17 protein-coding genes are annotated in these 16,787 nt (G+C 65.2%); 14 read left to right on the top strand and 3 right to left on the bottom strand.

Annotated features, from left to right (window positions below; genetic code table 11):
- Positions 1-80: 80 nt before the first annotated feature.
- From QCE83_RS10440 to QCE83_RS10380, 13 genes are all read left to right on the top strand, one after another.
- Positions 81-1,196 (top strand): DegT/DnrJ/EryC1/StrS family aminotransferase, encoded by a 1,116-nt coding sequence (locus tag QCE83_RS10440; protein ID WP_309809411.1) that lies wholly within the window; start codon positions 81-83, stop codon positions 1,194-1,196.
- Positions 1,193-1,933 (top strand): SAM-dependent methyltransferase, encoded by a 741-nt coding sequence (locus QCE83_RS10435; RefSeq protein ID WP_309809409.1) that lies wholly within the window; start codon positions 1,193-1,195, stop codon positions 1,931-1,933. Before QCE83_RS10440 ends, QCE83_RS10435 begins: the two co-directional genes overlap by 4 nt.
- Positions 1,934-1,941: 8 nt before the next feature.
- Positions 1,942-2,622: an acetyltransferase gene (locus QCE83_RS10430; protein WP_309809406.1), complete on the top strand. Its 681-nt coding sequence runs from the start codon at positions 1,942-1,944 to the stop codon at positions 2,620-2,622.
- Positions 2,619-3,551, top strand: coding sequence for a hypothetical protein (locus tag QCE83_RS10425; protein WP_309809404.1), 933 nt, complete (start codon positions 2,619-2,621; stop codon positions 3,549-3,551). The genes QCE83_RS10430 and QCE83_RS10425 overlap by 4 nt, the downstream gene beginning before the upstream one ends.
- A complete protein-coding gene (locus QCE83_RS10420; protein WP_309809402.1) occupies positions 3,548-4,501 on the top strand; it encodes a GNAT family N-acetyltransferase in 954 nt (317 codons plus the stop codon). Before QCE83_RS10425 ends, QCE83_RS10420 begins: the two co-directional genes overlap by 4 nt.
- Positions 4,498-5,427, top strand: coding sequence for a glycosyltransferase family 2 protein (locus QCE83_RS10415; RefSeq protein WP_309809401.1), 930 nt, complete (start codon positions 4,498-4,500; stop codon positions 5,425-5,427). Before QCE83_RS10420 ends, QCE83_RS10415 begins: the two co-directional genes overlap by 4 nt.
- On the top strand, positions 5,411-5,812 hold the full coding sequence (locus QCE83_RS10410; RefSeq protein WP_309809399.1) for a GtrA family protein: 402 nt from the start codon (positions 5,411-5,413) through the stop codon (positions 5,810-5,812). Before QCE83_RS10415 ends, QCE83_RS10410 begins: the two co-directional genes overlap by 17 nt.
- Positions 5,793-6,215, top strand: coding sequence for an FdtA/QdtA family cupin domain-containing protein (locus QCE83_RS10405; RefSeq protein WP_309809398.1), 423 nt, complete (start codon positions 5,793-5,795; stop codon positions 6,213-6,215). Before QCE83_RS10410 ends, QCE83_RS10405 begins: the two co-directional genes overlap by 20 nt.
- Before the next feature lie 3 nt (positions 6,216-6,218).
- On the top strand, positions 6,219-8,228 hold the full coding sequence (locus tag QCE83_RS10400; RefSeq protein ID WP_309809396.1) for a hypothetical protein: 2,010 nt from the start codon (positions 6,219-6,221) through the stop codon (positions 8,226-8,228).
- Positions 8,229-8,623: 395 nt separating this feature from the next.
- Positions 8,624-8,803: a hypothetical protein gene (locus QCE83_RS10395; RefSeq protein WP_309809394.1), complete on the top strand. Its 180-nt coding sequence runs from the start codon at positions 8,624-8,626 to the stop codon at positions 8,801-8,803.
- 132 nt (positions 8,804-8,935) lie between these two features.
- Positions 8,936-10,162 (top strand): hypothetical protein, encoded by a 1,227-nt coding sequence (locus tag QCE83_RS10390; protein WP_309809393.1) that lies wholly within the window; start codon positions 8,936-8,938, stop codon positions 10,160-10,162.
- Positions 10,147-10,686, top strand: coding sequence for a hypothetical protein (locus QCE83_RS10385; RefSeq protein ID WP_309809391.1), 540 nt, complete (start codon positions 10,147-10,149; stop codon positions 10,684-10,686). The genes QCE83_RS10390 and QCE83_RS10385 overlap by 16 nt, the downstream gene beginning before the upstream one ends.
- On the top strand, positions 10,667-12,115 hold the full coding sequence (locus QCE83_RS10380) for an MFS transporter (protein WP_309809390.1): 1,449 nt from the start codon (positions 10,667-10,669) through the stop codon (positions 12,113-12,115). The genes QCE83_RS10385 and QCE83_RS10380 overlap by 20 nt, the downstream gene beginning before the upstream one ends.
- On the opposite strand, the gene QCE83_RS10375 is transcribed toward QCE83_RS10380, so the two are convergent.
- The 3 genes from QCE83_RS10375 to QCE83_RS10365 all read right to left on the bottom strand — a co-directional run bounded on the left by QCE83_RS10375 (position 12,116) and on the right by QCE83_RS10365 (position 15,883).
- Positions 12,116-13,432 carry an MFS transporter gene (locus QCE83_RS10375; protein WP_309809388.1) on the bottom strand — a complete coding sequence of 439 codons (1,317 nt, stop codon included), beginning with the start codon at positions 13,430-13,432 and terminating at the stop codon, positions 12,116-12,118. It abuts the gene before it with no gap.
- A 193-nt stretch (positions 13,433-13,625) separates the two neighbouring features.
- On the bottom strand, positions 13,626-14,402 hold the full coding sequence (locus QCE83_RS10370; RefSeq protein ID WP_309809386.1) for an SDR family oxidoreductase: 777 nt from the start codon (positions 14,400-14,402) through the stop codon (positions 13,626-13,628).
- 41 nt (positions 14,403-14,443) lie between these two features.
- Complete coding sequence (locus QCE83_RS10365; protein WP_309809384.1) at positions 14,444-15,883, bottom strand: aldehyde dehydrogenase family protein; 1,440 nt, start codon at positions 15,881-15,883, stop codon at positions 14,444-14,446.
- Positions 15,884-16,121: 238 nt separating this feature from the next.
- Here QCE83_RS10365 and ppa point away from each other — a divergent pair, with 238 nt between their 5' ends.
- Positions 16,122-16,649 carry an inorganic diphosphatase gene (gene ppa / locus QCE83_RS10360; RefSeq protein ID WP_309809382.1) on the top strand — a complete coding sequence of 176 codons (528 nt, stop codon included), beginning with the start codon at positions 16,122-16,124 and terminating at the stop codon, positions 16,647-16,649.
- The last annotated feature ends 138 nt before the right edge of the window (positions 16,650-16,787 follow it).

Here is a 16,787-nt window from a genome sequence, read left to right as displayed (position 1 = left end):
CCGGTTCCGGCTATCCATCCTTGGCCCGGATCGACGCTGCACCGCTTCCAGCATCCAGTTGCCGAATTGACAGATTCCCTATGACTCAACCGATACCGCTGTTCTCGATGCAGGCGGCAAACGCCGGCGTCGATGTCCTTGAACCCATCCGGAAGGTCATCGAGAGCCACTGGTATGTGCTCGGGCGCGAGGTGGCGGACTTCGAAAGCGAGTTCGCCCGGTATCTCGGCATCGATCATTGCGTGGGGGTGGCGAACGGTACGGATGCGCTCGAGATCGCCCTGCGCGCAGTGGGCGTCGGGCCGGGAGACCCGGTCATCACGTGCGCCAACGCCGGCTTCTATTCCAGCACGGCCGTACGCGCGATCGGCGCCATTCCCGTCTACATCGACATCGATCCCGCGACGATGACCCTGTCTCCGGCGCGGCTGGAGGAGGCGCTGACGCACGTCCCCGCCAGGGCAATCGTCGCCACGCATCTGTATGGCAGGCTCGCGGACATCGAATCGCTGGCGGAGATCGCCGCGGCACGGGCGGTACCGTTGCTCGAAGACTGCGCGCAGGCCCATGGCGCCACGCGCGGCGGGCGCAAGGCCGGGACCTTCGGAACGATCAGCGCCTTCAGCTTCTATCCCACCAAGAATCTGGGTGCGGCGGGCGACGGCGGCGCAATCGCATGCCGCGACGCAGCGCTTGCACAGCGCGTGAAGCAGTTGCGCCAGTACGGTTGGGGCGCCAAATACAAGGTCGAACTGGCGGGCGGCCGCAACAGCCGGCTCGACGAACTGCAGGCCGCCATCCTGCGGGCGAAGCTGCCCTTCCTCGATCAATGGAACCAGGCGCGGCGCACCATCGCCCGGCACTACAACGCAGCATTCGCCGGACTGCCGGTGCAGTTGCCCGCATGCGACGGCGACGATCACGTCGCGCATCTGTATGTGCTGCGCACGCGGGAACGCGATGCGTTGCGCCAGTATCTCGAAGGGCAGGGCATCGCCTCCGAAATCCACTATCCCATCCCGGACCACCTGCAGCCGGTCGCGGCGGGCGGCGCGCCGCCGTTCGCGCTGCCGGAGACCGAGGCGGCCTGCGCATCGGTCGTGACCTTGCCGTGCTTTCCCGGACTCACCGACGAACAGGCCGAGCGCGTTGCGCAAGCCGTCCGCCGTTTCTTTCAGCGGGAGGAAAGCCGGTGAACCGCTTCGCCAATCTCGGTTTCGAGGATTTTCGCCGGCTCGCGGCGGATGAAAAGCTCTCCAAGTACGAACGGATCGGCTTCCCGGATTCGTATCGCGAAGGCTTCGAAGAAGCCATCTTCGCGGACATCCGCCGCAAGCTGTTCAATCTAGATCGGCAAGGGCAGCAGGTATTCGACATCGGCCCGGGCTGCAGCGATCTGCCCCGGATGCTGATCGAGCTATGCCGTGAGCGCACGCATCAGCTGACGCTGGTCGACAGCCAGGAAATGCTCGCGCTGCTGCCCGATGCGGCGTTCGTGGAGAAGGTGCCGGCGCTGTATCCCGATTGCCCTCCTGTGCTGGAGGCGCTGGCGGGCAAGGTCGACGTGCTGCTGTGTTACAGCGTGCTGCACTACGTGTTCGTCGATACGCCGCTGTTCCGCTTCCTCGATCTTTCGCTGTCGCTGCTGTCTCCGGGCGGCCAGATGCTGATCGGCGACATCCCCAACGTCTCGAAGCGCAAGCGCTTCTTCTCGAGCGAAACGGGTGTGCGCTATCACCAGCAGTTCATGCAGACGTCCGAGCCTCCAGTGGTCGAATTCAACGCGCTGGAACCGGATCAGATCGACGATTCGGTGGTGTTCGCGATCCTGCAACGCGCCCGCGCCGCCGGCTTCGACGCCTATGTGGTGCCGCAGGATCCCGCGCTGCCGATGGCCAACCGCCGGGAAGACATCCTGATTACCCGTCCCTGAAGACATCCATGCACAAATCCAGGAAGCTCGTCATTCTTGGCGACAGCGCGTTTGCCGAAGTCGCTTACGAATACTTCACGCATGATTCCGAGTACGAGGTCGTCGGATTCAGCGTGGAATCGGCCTACCTGCAGCGCGATTCGCTGTTCGGCCTTCCGGTCGTGCCTTTCGAATCCATCGAAACGCACTTCGAGCCGGCGCACGTCGAGTTCTATGCCGCACTGGTCTACAGCCAGCTCAACCGCCTGCGCCGCCGTCTCTATGAAGCCGCGAAGGCGAAAGGCTTCAGGCCGGCCAGCTATATCAGTTCGAAGGCGTTCGTCTGGCACAACGTCAAGCTGGGCGAGCACTGCTTCATCTTCGAAGACAACACCGTGCAGCCGTTCGCGACCATCGGGAACAATGTCGTGCTGTGGAGCGGCAATCACATCGGCCATCACAGCACGATCGAAGATCACTGCTTCTTCTCCTCGCATGTCGTGTTGTCGGGATTCAGCAAGGTGGGCGGCAGTTCCTTCCTCGGCGTGAATGCGTCGATTGCGAACAACGTGACGCTCGGCGCGGACAACTGGATCGGCCCCGGTGTCACGATCACCGCGGATACCGAGCCCAACCAGTTGTTTCCCGGAGCACAGCCCGCGGCGGCACGGGTCAGTACGCACCGTTTCTTCAAGCTGAAAGAGGCATGACGATGCAATGGAAGAAGCTCGGCGTCATCTGGCGGCCGGATGGAACGGCCGCGTGGTCCCGCAGTCACGGCATGGGTCCGACGCCCGTCGTGCTCGATGACAACGTGATCCGCGTGTACGTCACTTGTCTCGATGAAAACGGGCGCGGGCGGCCGGGCTATATCGATGTCGCGGCGGACGATCCCACCCGGGTGCTGCACGTCAGCAAGGAGCCGCTGCTCGACATCGGCCGGCCGGGAACGTTCGACGACAACGGCGTCATGGTAACGAGCGTCATCGAGCCCGAGCCGGGCGTGTTCTACATGTATTACGCGGGCTTCGAGATCTGCACGCAGATTCGCTACCGCATTCTCACCGGTCTCGCGATCAGCCGCGACGGCGGGCAATCGTTCGTGCGCCATAGCGAGGCGCCGATTCTCGATCGCTCGGATGGTGAGCTGTATTTTCGCGGCGGCCCGTTCGCCCTTCACAGCGACGGCGTGTTCAAGCTCTGGTACGTGGCCGGCAGCGGCTGGACGGATCTGGACGGCAAGGCGATGCCAGTCTACGACCTTCGCTACCAGACGTCCGTGGATGGCCTTCACTGGGCGCCGCGCGGTCAGCTCTCGATGGACATCACCGAGCCGGACGAACATGGTTTTGGACGGCCCTGGATCGTGCGCCGCGGTCCGGATGATTATCAACTGTTCTACTCGATCCGCCGCCGTTCGCTCAGCGCCTATCGGCTCGGTTACGCGGAGTCGGCGGACGGCATCCACTGGACACGCCGTGACGAAGCGATGGGTCTGGACGTGTCGGGCGAAGGCTTCGATGCGCAGGCCATCATGTATTCCGCCGTGGTTTCGGCCGGCGGGCGGACCTGGTGCTTCTACAACGGCAACGGCTTCGGAGCCGACGGCATCGCAGTCGCGGAGCTGACCGGGACATGATCGAAGCCGTTTCCTTCGAGCCGGGCGCCGAATCCCGATGGGACGACTTTTGCGCCGGCGCCATCAACGGCTCCTTTCTGCATAGCCGCCGCTTTCTTTCCTACCACGGCGACCGCTTCGACGACGCCTCGCTGATCCTGCGCGATGCGGACGAATGGGTCGGCGTATTGCCTGCCGCGCTGTCCCCGGCGGACAGCACGCTGGTGATCAGTCATCCCGGCGCGACGTACGGCGGCATCGTGCATCAGGGCCGGCTCGCCGGCAACCGGATGATCGAGGCGTTCACGGCGCTCACACGACACTATGCGCAGCGCGGCCTGCGCACGCTGCTCTACAAGGCCGTGCCGCATATCTATGCCACGGTCCCGGCGCAGGACGATTTGTACGCCCTGTTCAGGCACGGCGCCGTGCGCGTGCGCTGCGATCTCTCGGCGACGCTCGACCTGCAGGGCCTGCGCCCGCCCAGCGAACGCAGGAAGCGCGGGCTGCGCAAGGCATCGAAGCATGTTGTCGTCGCGGGCGGCGAGGCGCTGCTCGAAGGCGTGTGGCATGTGCTGGCCGATAATCTCGAGCGGCGTCATGGGGCGCGTCCGGTTCATTCGCTCGCGGAGATCCGGCTGCTGCAAGCGCGCTTTCCGCACGAGATCCAGGTGCGTTGCGCGCTCATCGACGGCGCGGTCGAGGCGGGTGTCGTGCTGTTCAATGCCGGGCGGGTCTGGCATGCGCAGTACATTGCATCGAGCGAGCGTGGCTACGAAGTATCCGCACTCGATGCCGTGTTCAACGCGCTCGTGGCGGAGGCCCGCGAAAGCGGCGCGCGCTATTTCGATTTCGGCACCAGTAATGAAGACGAAGGCCGCGTGCTGAACGACGGCCTTTACCGGTTCAAGCACGAGTTCGGCGGCGGCGGCACGGCGCACGAATTCTATCGACTGGATCTCGCTGCATGACGACCCGGAAACTGTCCATTGTCGTTCCCGTGTATTTCAACGCCGGCAGTCTGCCGCGCCTGTTCGACAAGCTCGAAACGGTGGAGCAGCAACTCGGTGAGCGCTCCGTGGCGCTGGAACTGATCTTCGTCGATGACGGTTCGCGCGACGAATCGCTCGCGTTGCTGCTGGAGTTCAAGAAGCGCCGCCCCGCAACCCGGGTGGTCAAGCTGACGCGCAATTTTGGCGCGGTGCATTGCTCGAAGACGGGCTTCAAGTTCGTCACGGGCGACGCATTCATGGTGCTGGCGGCCGACCTTCAGGATCCGCCCGACCTCATACTGGAGATGGTGGACCGGTGGCGGGGCGGCTCGAAATTCGTGATTTGCGAGCGGGTCACCCGGCAGGATCCGTTTGTCTCCAAGGTCTATTCGAAGATCTACTACGCCATGCTCCGCTTCCTGGTCATCCCGGATTACCCGCAGGGCGGCTATGACATGGCGTTGATGGACAAGGCCTTCCTGCCGCATCTGGTGAACAGCTCGAAGAGCGTGTTCACGCCCTTGCTCGCTTACTGGCTGGGCTACCAGCCGGATGTCATCCATTATCATCGGCCGGCGCGCGAACACGGCAAGTCCCGCTGGACGTTCTCGAAGAAATTCAACGCGTTTCTCGACGTGATGCTGGGCTTTTCGATCAAGCCGATCCGCATGATGTCCGCACTCGGCGCGCTGGTGGCGCTGGCCAGTTTTCTGTACGGGATGAGCGTGGTTATCCACACCCTCGTCAGCGGCATTCCCGTCAAGGGCTTTGCCACGGTCGTCGCGCTCATCACGTTCCTGCTCGGATTGATCATCCTCATGCTGGGTCTGATCGGCGAGTACCTGTGGCGCGTGTTCGATGAAACCAACCGCCGTCCGGAGACCGTGATTGAGGAGATTTACTAGCGCGGCGCCAGTCAGGTTCCTGTTGTCGGGCGGCCTGAACACCCTGGCGACCTATCTGATCTATCTGGCGCTGGTACGCGTGCTTCAGTACCAGGTCGCTTACACGGTGACGTATGTGATCGGCATCGTGCTGAGCTATTTTCTCAATGCGCTGTGGGTGTTCCGCAGCCGGCCCACGGCGAGAACCGCGCTGATGTTTCCCGTCGCGTATCTCGGGCAGTATCTCGTCGGGGTGGCGCTGCTGTCCGTGTGTGTCTCCGTTCTGGGAATCGACAAGCGCCTCGCGCCGCTCGTCGTGATAGCGGTCACGGTACCGCTCATGTACGTGCTGTCGCGATTCGTGTTCCAAAGCAAACCCGCCAAACATGACCAAGCCAACCGTTAACGATTGCCGGATCATCAGCCTGCCCAAGGTCACCGACCCGCGCGGGAATCTGACCTTCATCGAGTCGGGCCAGCACGTTCCGTTCGACATCAGGCGGGTGTTCTATCTCTATGACGTGCCGACCGAGGAGAGCCGCGGCGCGCATGCGCACCGGACGCTGCATCAGTTCCTCGTGTGCCTCTCGGGCAGCTTCGACGTGCGCGTGGACGACGGCGAGTGCCAGGCCACCTTCCACCTGAACCGGCCGTGGAAGGGGCTGCACGTGCCGCCGATGATCTGGGGCGCGGAGATCAACTTCGATCCCGGCTCTGTCTGCCTCGTGCTCGCGTCGGACAAGTACGACGAGCGGGACTACATTCGCGACTACGAATCCTATGTCGCGGCCGTCGCCGGGAAGCGCTAGCCGATGGCCCCTGTAGCGGCGCGGGACGGCGAGATCGCGCGCAGTCCGTCGCGGATGGCCTGCGCCGGGTCCGCGCTCGCGACGGGGCTCTGCGCCGTGGCGCTGCTTGCCGTGCTGCTGAGCATGGCGCGTCACGCCGGTTCCGCTGCGGTGTTCGGATTCGCGGCCGCGCTGGCCGTTTTCGCCGGCGCGCTTGCGTTGGGACAGCGGATCACGCCGCGCGGCGAACGCGCTTTGCTAGTCCTCTATATCGCCGCACTGGCCGTCTGGACGCTGGTCCTGTCGAGCCAGCAACTGAGCGACTTCGGCGTCTATCTACGCTGCGGCGACGACTTCTGGCGCGGCGCGAATTCGTTCCGGGACTGGACTCACCGGTGCCAGAGCCTGACGATTCCGGGAAACATCACTTACTGGCGCCGCTCGCTGCTCTACACGCTTCCGCTGGGGCTTGCCGGGGCCGGCAGCTATGTCGCGGTCAAGCTGTTCAATCTGGCGTTGCACGTCGTCACGGTCATCGCGTTCCTGCATGTGACGAAGCGCTGGCTGACACGACCGCAGCGTTTCGCGGCGACGCTCGCGCTGATCCTGTTCCCCGAATTCTGGTTCACCACGACGCTCGCCACGAGCGATAACCTCGCATTGCTGTTGCTGATCGGCTGGCTGCACCTGATGGCGCGCAGCGTCGAGGGCGAGGCGGGCGTCGGCGAGATGTTGCTTGCAGCGCTGCTCGTGGTGGCGCTCGATCTGCTGCGCGACATCGGCGTGATCTGCGTTCTGGCGATGCTGGTCCTCGGGCTATCCTCCGCGCGTTTCCGATGGCGCCTGCTGGGTCTGGCCGTGCTGAGCCTGTGCCTCACGACTGCAGCCGGCCGGGTGGCGGTTCATCTCTCGGCCACGCCGGTGGAGGATGCGGGCTTGCTGGCCCGCGTCGTGGCCAATGGCGTCGCGGTGAAGCGGCCGGGCATGGAGGGGTATCGCTGGCTTCAGTACATTCATCCGCTCGTGCCGCAACCGGTTCTCGGGCGGTACACGGCCGGACTGTTCGCCATCGACCTCCAGCACGGCCTGATGCCGGCGCTCGGCAACTGGCTGGCGAAGCTGCGTGAGCTGTTCGGCGGCGGCGGCTACTTCTACTTCTCGTTCGCGTCCATCGATACCAATCCGAACTCGCTGCGCATCGGCGACGGCATCGTGCATCACTCGATGCAATGGCTCACGCCGTTCCTGCCGGGCATCTCGGCCGCCTACGTATTCGCTGCGCTGCTCGGCGTGACGAGCTTGCGTTGGTCGGGCATCAGCCATGCGGCGGTGGCCTTCGCGGCAGCCTTTCTGCTGCTCGTGATCGGCTTCGGCGAGGTTCAGCCGCGCTATGCGGTGTTGCTTGCGCCGTCGATGGTCATCATGGCCGCCTCCATGCGCCGTCCTGGCGGCGAAGGTCTTGCGCGACTCGCGGGTCGCAATGCCGTCGCCGCCGCCGGTTTCCTGGCGGTGCTGTGCGGCGGCGTCCTGGGGGTTTCCGCGTTGGCCGGCCGCTACTTGTCGCAGGTGCCGGTGCTCACTTCATTCGTGCAGGAGCCGGAGGCAAGCCGCGACGGCCATGTCTGCAACGCGGCGCGCGCTTCGGTCGAGACGGGCGACCAGACCCTCCGCATCGGCTTGCCCGCGAACGGCCCGGCATGCTATTCGTTCCTGCTCTCGATGGCGGGTGCGGGGCACGGCTTGCACTACTACGTCACGCGCGACCCCGTGCCGGCGCGCTGGGCCACGCCGTCGACGCTGCCCGTTGCGGTCGGGCTCACGCGCGCGGATGGAACGGCGCCAGCAGACGGCGAGCCAATGACGCTCGGGAACCGCGTGGCCGCGACGGCGCACGATGCACAGATCGATTTCGCGGATGGCGCGCCGCTGAGGCTGCGGATCGATACGGGCGCGACGGACGCGCCGCTTGCCGTTGTCGTCGGCTATTTTCACGACGACGCCGGCAACCCGGTGACGCTCGCGCCGAAACCTTAGCGATTCACCCTCTGCGCAGGCACGGCCATCGACTTGATGATGGCCGACGGCCAGAAGCTCATGCCATTCAGACCATCACGACGCTGCGGCGAGTTGTCGCGCCTTCCCTCCGGTCATACGACCAGCGCATGCGCATTTCGCTGCTTGTAGACGCGATTCGATCGCGCTCTCTTTGCCTTGAGGCACTCAAAATCCCGCAAAGCCGTTGCCTCGTGTTCTGCATATCCGAACTCAATTTGCCTTCAAAAAATCAACCAGCAGTAGTGGTTGCTTAAAGCAATGAACGATTGCCAATTGGCTTGTTGAGCGAGGCATCCCAAGCCCATCCCCGCTCGGAACTTGTTCAGTCATCCGATTCACTAACGATTTCCTTTAACTTTCCTTGGAGGCTTCCAATGAATCAATTGATCAAGCAAATCGCGAGCGAACAGCACTGGAGCAAGTGGGTTGCGGCCAACTCGCTGCAAACGGCGGGCTGCATCTCGGGTGCCAAGAGCGGCTGCATCTCCGCCAAGCGCGGCTGCATTTCGATCACCCCTCAGCAGCCGGTCGGCAAGACCGGCTGCATCTGCTGAGCGCCGTCCCGGCTAAGCACGTGATTCGAGGCGCCGTCTGACGACGCTTCGATCTGCACGCGGGGCTCTTCGACGGAGCCCCGCTTTCCGAACGCACAAAGAGACGTCATGCGAGAAGTGATGCAAGGAGCCATGAGCCGCTTCGATCAGATACCCGGCGACATGCTGGATCACGTACGCGATATCCCGATCTACCGTCAGGCCATTGAACAGCGGGCTTTCCCGATCCTCGAAAAAACGGAGATCGCTCGAGACTTTCCCGCCAACTGGATGACGCCGCGTCTCGCGCAGGCGTTCGAGACGGGCGCGGCGGAACTCGTGTTGTCGACGGGAACGAATCACGCGCGCATGCAGATCATCCGGCCGCCGTTGTTCCTGCTGCACTCGTACTATCGGCTGTGGATCGAGCATCCGGACATTCGCGTCACTTGGGAGGAGAACTGCCAGCGGGTTTCGCTCACGACAGTACTCGCCACCGAACATGTGAAACGCGTCAACGCGGCCAGGGGCATGGCATCCGACGACGCGTCATCGCGCCGCCTCGACGCGCGCACGTCCTATCTGAATCAGTCGCTCGATCCCGCGCTGTGGACCCGCGCCGAAATCGAACAGATGCTCGCCGACATCGATATCGCGCGTCACGCGCATCCTCGCGGGCTCTATCACCTCGATTGCTCCAGCTACCATCTGGTCCATTTCATCCGCAAGCTCGAGGCGTTCGGGCTGGAAGGCGCTTTCGCCGAACCCGCCAGCGTTGTCCATGCCTACGAATTCACGCCGGCCAACGTCGGCGCATTCCTGCGACGCCGCTTCAGCTGTCCGGTCGTAGACCTGTTCGGCAGCACCGAGCTGGGCTATCTCTACTACAGCGACAGGCACGGCCGCTATCACCCTTATCTCCATGAGATGCAGGTCGAACTGTTGCCGCTCGTGCCGGAACGGTCCATCTTCAGCCTGATCGTCTCGAGCGTCCGCAATCCGTACATGCCGCTCATCCGCTATCGCTCGGGCGATTGCGCGCAGACTCGCGACGGCTCGTCGGATCCCACGCAGATCAGCCGCTTCTGCGGACGCGAGAAGGAACTGCTGCAAGTGGGAAGCCGCATCGTCTCGCAGGCCGATTGCGACGATTGCATCCGCGCGGTCTCGGACGACATCTTCGTGTATCAGTTGCAGCGCGAAGACGGGCAGCACGCGCGTCTCGTGTACGTCACCTTCAGCGAAACGCCGCTGTCTTCAGCCGATGCCGGCCATCTGCGGGCGGCATTGCACGGCATGACCGGCCTGGCGATCCAGGTTGAACATCGTTCGCACATCGTGATCGGACAATCGGGGAAATACGCGTGGCTCAGATCATGAACGGCATCGACGGGCGCGCGCCCCTGTATCCATCGATCGGCACCATCCGGGCACTGCTGGATACGCAGATCTATCAGGAAGCCGTGCGCGACAGTGCACGCACGACAGGCTCGGACGAGCGTGAAGCGGATCATCGGGTGGTCGAGTGTCTGCGCTTCCTTTATCTCATTTCCGCCTTTCCGGAAGCACTGAGCGGTCTGTTCCTGCCCGTCGAGCAATCGATCGACGATGTCTGGCACTTCCTCATCCTGCAGACGCGGGAGTATCGCGAGCTGTGCGAGAAGCGTCTGCCTGGACGCTTCTTCATCGAGCATCGCAGCGTGCCGTATGCGGAGTATCAGAAAGCGCCGTCGCGCGAGGAGCTGGCCGAGCAGGCGCTGCGCTGGATTCCGCTCTACTGCGGCACTTTCGGGCCCTTCGACGAGCACGGCGCCCGTCACTGGACCATGGTCCGGTTCCTTCGTGAGCAGATGGGGCTGTCGCTCGATCAGATCGCCGCACTCGATGCCGCGCAGCCGCACTGAGGCCGGGCTGCCCGTCCGGCAGCGCGGCAATGAACCGGCCGCGTGGCCACGCGCCACGCTGGCCGTTCTGCTGTGCGCCCAGCTGATGATCGTGCTCGACGGCACCATGATGTTCGCGTCGCTGCCGCACATCCAGGCGGAGTTCGCCCTCGCGCCGGCAAGCCTGTCCTGGGTGCAAAACGCCTACGTGCTCGCGCTCGGCGGCGGCCTCTTGCTCGGGGCGCGCACGGGGGACATCGTGGGCCATCGCCGGGTGTTCTTCCTGGCCAACACGCTGTTCGTCATGGCCTCCGTGGCGGGCGGCCTGGCGCCGTCAGCGATGTGGCTCGTGACCGCGCGGGCGATGCAGGGCTGTGCCGCCGCGTTCGCGGCGCCCGCCGCGCTGGCCTTGCTGATGATCGTGACCGCGGAAGGGACCGCGCGGGCCCGCGCGCTTCGCGGGTACACGGCGGTATCCGGCGCGGGCAGTGCGCTCGGTCTGGTGCTCGGCGGCCTGCTGACCAGCGCGGTTTCGTGGCGTGCGACGCTGTTCGTCAATGTGCCCGTCGGACTGCTGCTGATGACGCTTCCGTGCCGTCTGCCGCCCGCGACGCGGCGCGTGGGCCATTTCGATCTCGCCGGCGCGCTATCAGGAACGCTCGGCATGACCGCGTTGATCTACGGGCTCGTGAGCGCCGCGCAGCATGGCGTGCGACAGGGTCCCATGCCGCTGGTGTCGATCGCGGCGGCTGTCGTGCTGCTGGCGCTGTTCCTTGCGATCGAACGCCGCGCGCCGCAACCCATTCTGCCGATGTCGCTGTTCGAAAGCGCGTCACGCGCGGGTGCCTATGCGGTGAAGAGCCTGCTGATCGGCGGCATGCTCGGCACCTTCTTCTTCCTGACCCAGTATGTGCAGAACGCGCTGGGTTTCAGCGCGTTCGCGGCCGGATGGGCGTTCGTACCGCTCTCCATCACGCAGTTTCTGATGGTGCTCGTCGGCGTGCCGAAGCTCATGCCGCGTCTGGGCGAACCGACTCTCCTGACAGCGGGATTGCTCGCGGTGCTGGCCGGCATGGCGATGCTCGGCACGGTCGACGCGGAGACTTCGTTCTTGCCCGGCGTCGCCGTCGCCATCGTCCTGCTCGGGCTCGGCACCGGCGCCGCGCTTGTGCCGCTCGCGACGCTCGGCATGGCGGGCGTCGGCCCGCATGAAGCGGGCGCCGCCTCGGGTCTGCTCAACGTTACGCATTACCTCGGCAGTGCGCTCGGGACGGCTGTGCTGGTATTGACCGTCGAGCTTGCCCGCGATGCCGCGCCGCTCGGCGCGCGCGCCGCGGCGGCCGGTGCGTTGTCGGCGGCGGCGACCGGCGCCGCGCTTTTTCTGGTGCTGGCCTTGCTGATCGCGATCATGACCGCAAGGCGCGAGCCGCGCGGCGTCAGCCGGACGTGATCAGCGATTCACCATCCGCGCCGGCACGCTCAACGCCAGCGCCGCGCCCAGCACCATGAATCCCGCGAGCATGTACATCCCGCTCGCGTTCGACGCCGTCACCTGCCTGAGCCAGCCCACCAGATACGGGCTCAAAAACCCCGCCAGGTTGCCGAGCGAATTGATCATCGCGATACCGGCCGCCGCGCCCGTGCCGGCGAGGAACGCCGTCGGCAGGCTCCAGAACAGCGGCAGCGTCGTGAGGATGCCCATCGTGGCGAGCGTGAGTCCGAGCATCGCGAGCGTCGTGTTGCCGGTCCATACCACCGACAGCACCAGCCCGAGCGCGCCGAGCAGCGCCGGGATCGCGATATGCCAGCGGCGCTCGCCGCTGCGGTCCGCGCTGCGGGCGGCGTAGAGCATGCCGATCACCGCCGCGCCGTACGGAATCGCCGAAAGCAGGCCGACATGCAGCGCGTCGGACACGCCCATCGACTTGATGATGGTCGGCAGCCAGAAGCTCACGCCGTACAGGCCCATCACGAACGAGAAATAGATCAGGCTCATCAGCCACACCTTCGGGCTCGACAGGATCTTGCCGAGCGGCAGATCCTCCTTCTCGACATTGTCCGCGGCGATGTTGCGTTCCAGCAGGTCACGTTCTTCCGTGCTGAGCCAGCGCGCTTTCGCGATGCGGTCATCGAGCATCGCGAGCACCAGCAGTCCGACCAGCACCGACGGAATGCCTTCGAGCAGCAGCAGCCATTGCCAGCCATGCCAGCCGTGCACGCCGTCGAAGTGCGTCATGATCCAGCCGCTGACCGGCCCGCCGATCAGCCCCGACAGCGCGATCGCCGTCATGAACAGCGTCGTCATGCGGCCGCGGCGGCGCGCCGGAAACCAGTAGGTCAGATAGAGGATGATGCCGGGGAAGAAGCCGGCCTCGGCCGCGCCCAGCAGGAAGCGCATGACGTAGAACATCGTCGGGGTGGTGACGAACATCGTGAGCGCCGAGATGATGCCCCACGAGATCATGATCCGCGCGATCCACACGCGCGCGCCGACGCGATGCAGGATCACGTTGCTCGGAATCTCGAAGATGAAGTAGCCGAAAAAGAAGATGCCGGCGCCGAAGCCGTATACGGCGTCGGAGAGTTGCAGGTCGGCGGCCATCTGGAGCTTGGCGAAGCCCACGTTCACGCGGTCCAGATAGGCGACCACATAGCAGAGCAACAAGAGCGGCGAGAGCCGCCATGCCACCTTGCGATAGGTTGCCTCCTCGAAGGCGGACGGCGCGCCGGCGCCGGGGCGAGGCATCGGATTGGCGGTGCTGGCCATGGTGCTTGTCTCCTTTATGGTTTTTTTGCGCGCGGCACACGGTGCGGAACCGGTCCGCCCGCGATTACGGGCGCGTAAGGATTCTAGCCCTTCAGCCTGCACGCCAAGCGCTTGTTTTCGCTAGGGAAAGCACGGAGGTTCGCAGCGCGCGCCGCGCCCGGGCAGACGCCCGGCACGGCGCGCGCAGCGAGCTTTACACGCAGCGTCCGCCGTCCACTTCGAGGGCGACGCCGGTGATGAACTCCGCTTCGTCGGACGCGAGGTAGAGCGCCGCGTTGGCGATGTCCTGCGGCGTCGAGAACCGGCCGAGCGGAATGGTGGCGAGGAACTTGCGGCGGTTCTCCGGCGTGTCTTCCATGCCCATGAACTCGGAGAGCAGCGCGGTTTCACCCATCACCGGATTGATGCAGTTGACGCGGATGCGATCCGGGCCCAGTTCGACGGCAAGCGCCTTGCTGGCGACGATCACCGCCGCCTTGCTGCCGTTGTACCAGACGAGTCCGGGACGCGGCCGCACGCCCGCCGTCGATGCCACATTGATGAACGCGCCGCCGCCTTGCTCGCGAAAGTACGGCACGAACTGCTCGACGCTCCAGTAGAGGCTCTTCACGTTGACGGCGTAGACGCGGTCGAACTCGGCTTCGGTGACATCGAGCACGGGCTTGTTGCGATGCGTGGTGCCCGCGTTGTTGACGACGACCTGCACGCTGCCGAAGTCCTGGATGGCCGCGTCGTGCAGCGCCTGCCAGTCCTCTCGTTTCGTGACGTCGCCCTGTACGGCGATCGCCCGGCCATGCGCGCCCGCCAGCGACGGCGTCAGCGCGATCTCGCTCGCCACGCGTTCGGCGGCGGGACCGTTGAGGTCGTTGATGACCACGTTCGCGCCTTCGCGCGCGAACGTCTTCGCGATGCCTTCGCCGAATCCCGAGCCGCCGCCCGTCACGATCACTGTCTTGCCTTGCAGTCGCATGTCCTTGTCTCCCGATGTGAACCCTGCAAAGGATGCAGCCCTCAGCCGTGCCGGATCGCGATGGTCTTCAGCGTCGTGAAGCCGTACAGCGCCTCGAAGCCTTTCTCGCGGCCGTGTCCCGAATGCTTCACGCCGCCGAACGGCAATTCGATGCCGCCGCCCGCGCCATAGTTGTTGATGAACACCTGACCCGAGCGCACGCGCCGCGCGAGCCGCATCTGGCGCGCGCCGTCGCGCGTCCAGATGCCGGCCACGAGGCCATAGTCCGTGCCGTTGGCGAGCCGGAGCGCGTCGGCTTCGTCGTCGAAGGCCATGGCGGCGAGCACCGGACCGAACACTTCCTCGCGCGCGAGACGGTGGCTCGGCGGGACGTCGCGCAGCAACGTCGGCGCCTGATAGAAGCCGGCTTCCGGCGCGTCGCCGACCACTTCTCCGTGCGCGGCCATCGCGATGCCGTCGTGTTGCGCATCGGAGAGGAAGTCCCACACGCGCTGTTGCTGCTTCGCGCTGATCAGCGGGCCGCAATCGAGATCGAGCTTGCTCGGCCCGACCCGCAGCGCCGCGAAGGCCTGCGCCAGCCGTTCGAGCAGCGGCTCGTAGGCCGACCGCTCGATCAGCACGCGGCTGCCCGCCGAACACGTCTGCCCCGCGTTCTGCACGATCGCGGCCACGAGCACGGGCAGCGCGGCGTCGAAGTCCGCGTCGGCGAAGACGATCTGCGGCGACTTGCCGCCGAGCTCCAGCGTGACGGGCACATGGTTGTCGGCGGCCATCTTGGTGACCGCGGCGCCGGTCGCGGGCGAGCCGGTGAAGGAAATGTGATCGATGCCCGGATGCCGCGCGAGCGCCGCGCCGGCTTCATGTCCGTAGCCAGTGACGATGTTCAGCGCGCCGTCCGGCAAGCCCGCTTCCGCGGCCAGTTCCGCCACGCGCAGCAGCGACAGGCACGCGTCCTCCGCCGGCTTCACGACGCACGCGTTGCCCGTCGCGAGCGCCGCGCCGACGCTGCGCCCGAAGATCTGCAGCGGATAGTTCCACGGCACGATGTGCCCGGTGACGCCATGTGCCTCGCGGATCGTCAGCACGGTGTAGCCGGACTGATAGGGCAGGGTTTCGCCGTGGAGCTTGTCGGCGGCGCCGGCGTAGAACTCGAAATAGCGCGCGATGCCGGTGACGTCGGCGCGTGCCTGCTTGAGCGGCTTGCCGGTGTCGCGCGCCTCGATTTGTGCGATCTCCTCGTGGCAGGTCGCAATCAGCATGGACAGCCGCGCGAGGATGCGGCCGCGTTCGGCGGCGCTCATCGCGCCCCACGGACCTTCGTAGGCGGCGCGGGCGGCGGCCACGGCGCGGTCGATGTCGGCGGGCGTGCCGCGCGCGATCTGCGCGAAGATCTGGCCGTCGGACGGATCGACCACGGGAATCGTCTCGCCGACCGACGGCGCGACAAAGCGGTTATTGATGAAATGCTTCGCTTCTTCCATGCGTGTCTCCCGATGGGTGTTCGTGTCGTGAATGGAATTTGCTGCTTCCTGCAACGCCGTAACCGATTATCGCGCCAACCCGGACCGGCCGGGCCGCGATGCCCGATTGGCTATAATGAGGCGATCACACGCCGCCATGCATGGCCATGTGCGGCAAGCGGAGCGGGCCGTTCTCCCGGCCGCCCGTGCGATTCCCGCATTCACCTTTTTGCGACCTCAACTTCTCCAGAGAGTGCTCATGAGCTTCAACAACGTACCTCCCGGCAAGGATCTTCCGCAGGATTTCAACGTCATCATCGAGATTCCCGCGCAAAGCGATCCGGTCAAATATGAAGCCGACAAGGACATGGGCCTGCTCGTCGTCGACCGCTTCGTCGGCACGGGCATGCGCTATCCGGTGAACTACGGCTTCATTCCGCAGACGCTCTCGGGCGACGGCGATCCCGTCGACGTGCTGGTCATCACGCCGTTCCCGCTGCTGGCCGGTTCCGTGGTCCGCTCGCGCGCGCTGGGCATGCTGAAGATGACCGACGAATCCGGCGTCGACGCCAAGCTGCTCGCCGTGCCGCACGACAAGGTCTGCCCGATGACGGCGAACATCAAGTCGATCGAAGACGTGCCCGAGTATCTGCGCGATCAGATCAAGCACTTTTTCGAGAACTACAAGGCGCTCGAGAAGGGCAAGTGGGTGAAGGTCGAGGGCTGGGACGGCATCGAAGCCGCCCACAAGGAAATCTCGGAAGGCATCGCGAACTACGGCAAGTAAGCGCGCGTTTCGATGCAGCAAACGACGGCCGGCGCCGCACAGGCGCCGGCCGGCTGCATTTAAGGCGCCGTCGTAGAGATAGACGGCCGCCACGGCGCCCCGCCCCCCCCAAGCCAGCGTGCGCCCGCCCAAGAACAA

The organism is Caballeronia sp. LZ034LL (assembly GCF_031451215.1).
Classification (GTDB): Bacteria; Pseudomonadota; Gammaproteobacteria; order Burkholderiales; family Burkholderiaceae; genus Caballeronia.
Note: the sequence above shows the minus strand (reverse complement) of the source record. Positions and strands in the feature narration are given on the sequence as shown.

Coding starts and splice junctions, on each gene's coding strand:
- QCE83_RS10440 (WP_309809411.1), top strand. CDS start 81: ATGACTCAACCGATACCGCTGTTCTCGATGCAGGCGGCAAACGCCGGC.
- QCE83_RS10430 (WP_309809406.1), top strand. CDS start 1,942: ATGCACAAATCCAGGAAGCTCGTCATTCTTGGCGACAGCGCGTTTGCC.
- QCE83_RS10425 (WP_309809404.1), top strand. CDS start 2,619: ATGACGATGCAATGGAAGAAGCTCGGCGTCATCTGGCGGCCGGATGGA.
- QCE83_RS10420 (WP_309809402.1), top strand. CDS start 3,548: ATGATCGAAGCCGTTTCCTTCGAGCCGGGCGCCGAATCCCGATGGGAC.
- QCE83_RS10415 (WP_309809401.1), top strand. CDS start 4,498: ATGACGACCCGGAAACTGTCCATTGTCGTTCCCGTGTATTTCAACGCC.
- QCE83_RS10405 (WP_309809398.1), top strand. CDS start 5,793: ATGACCAAGCCAACCGTTAACGATTGCCGGATCATCAGCCTGCCCAAG.
- QCE83_RS10400 (WP_309809396.1), top strand. CDS start 6,219: ATGGCCCCTGTAGCGGCGCGGGACGGCGAGATCGCGCGCAGTCCGTCG.
- QCE83_RS10395 (WP_309809394.1), top strand. CDS start 8,624: ATGAATCAATTGATCAAGCAAATCGCGAGCGAACAGCACTGGAGCAAG.
- QCE83_RS10390 (WP_309809393.1), top strand. CDS start 8,936: ATGAGCCGCTTCGATCAGATACCCGGCGACATGCTGGATCACGTACGC.
- QCE83_RS10380 (WP_309809390.1), top strand. CDS start 10,667: ATGCCGCGCAGCCGCACTGAGGCCGGGCTGCCCGTCCGGCAGCGCGGC.
- QCE83_RS10375 (WP_309809388.1), bottom strand. CDS start 13,432: ATGGCCAGCACCGCCAATCCGATGCCTCGCCCCGGCGCCGGCGCGCCG.
- QCE83_RS10370 (WP_309809386.1), bottom strand. CDS start 14,402: ATGCGACTGCAAGGCAAGACAGTGATCGTGACGGGCGGCGGCTCGGGA.
- QCE83_RS10365 (WP_309809384.1), bottom strand. CDS start 15,883: ATGGAAGAAGCGAAGCATTTCATCAATAACCGCTTTGTCGCGCCGTCG.
- ppa (WP_309809382.1), top strand. CDS start 16,122: ATGAGCTTCAACAACGTACCTCCCGGCAAGGATCTTCCGCAGGATTTC.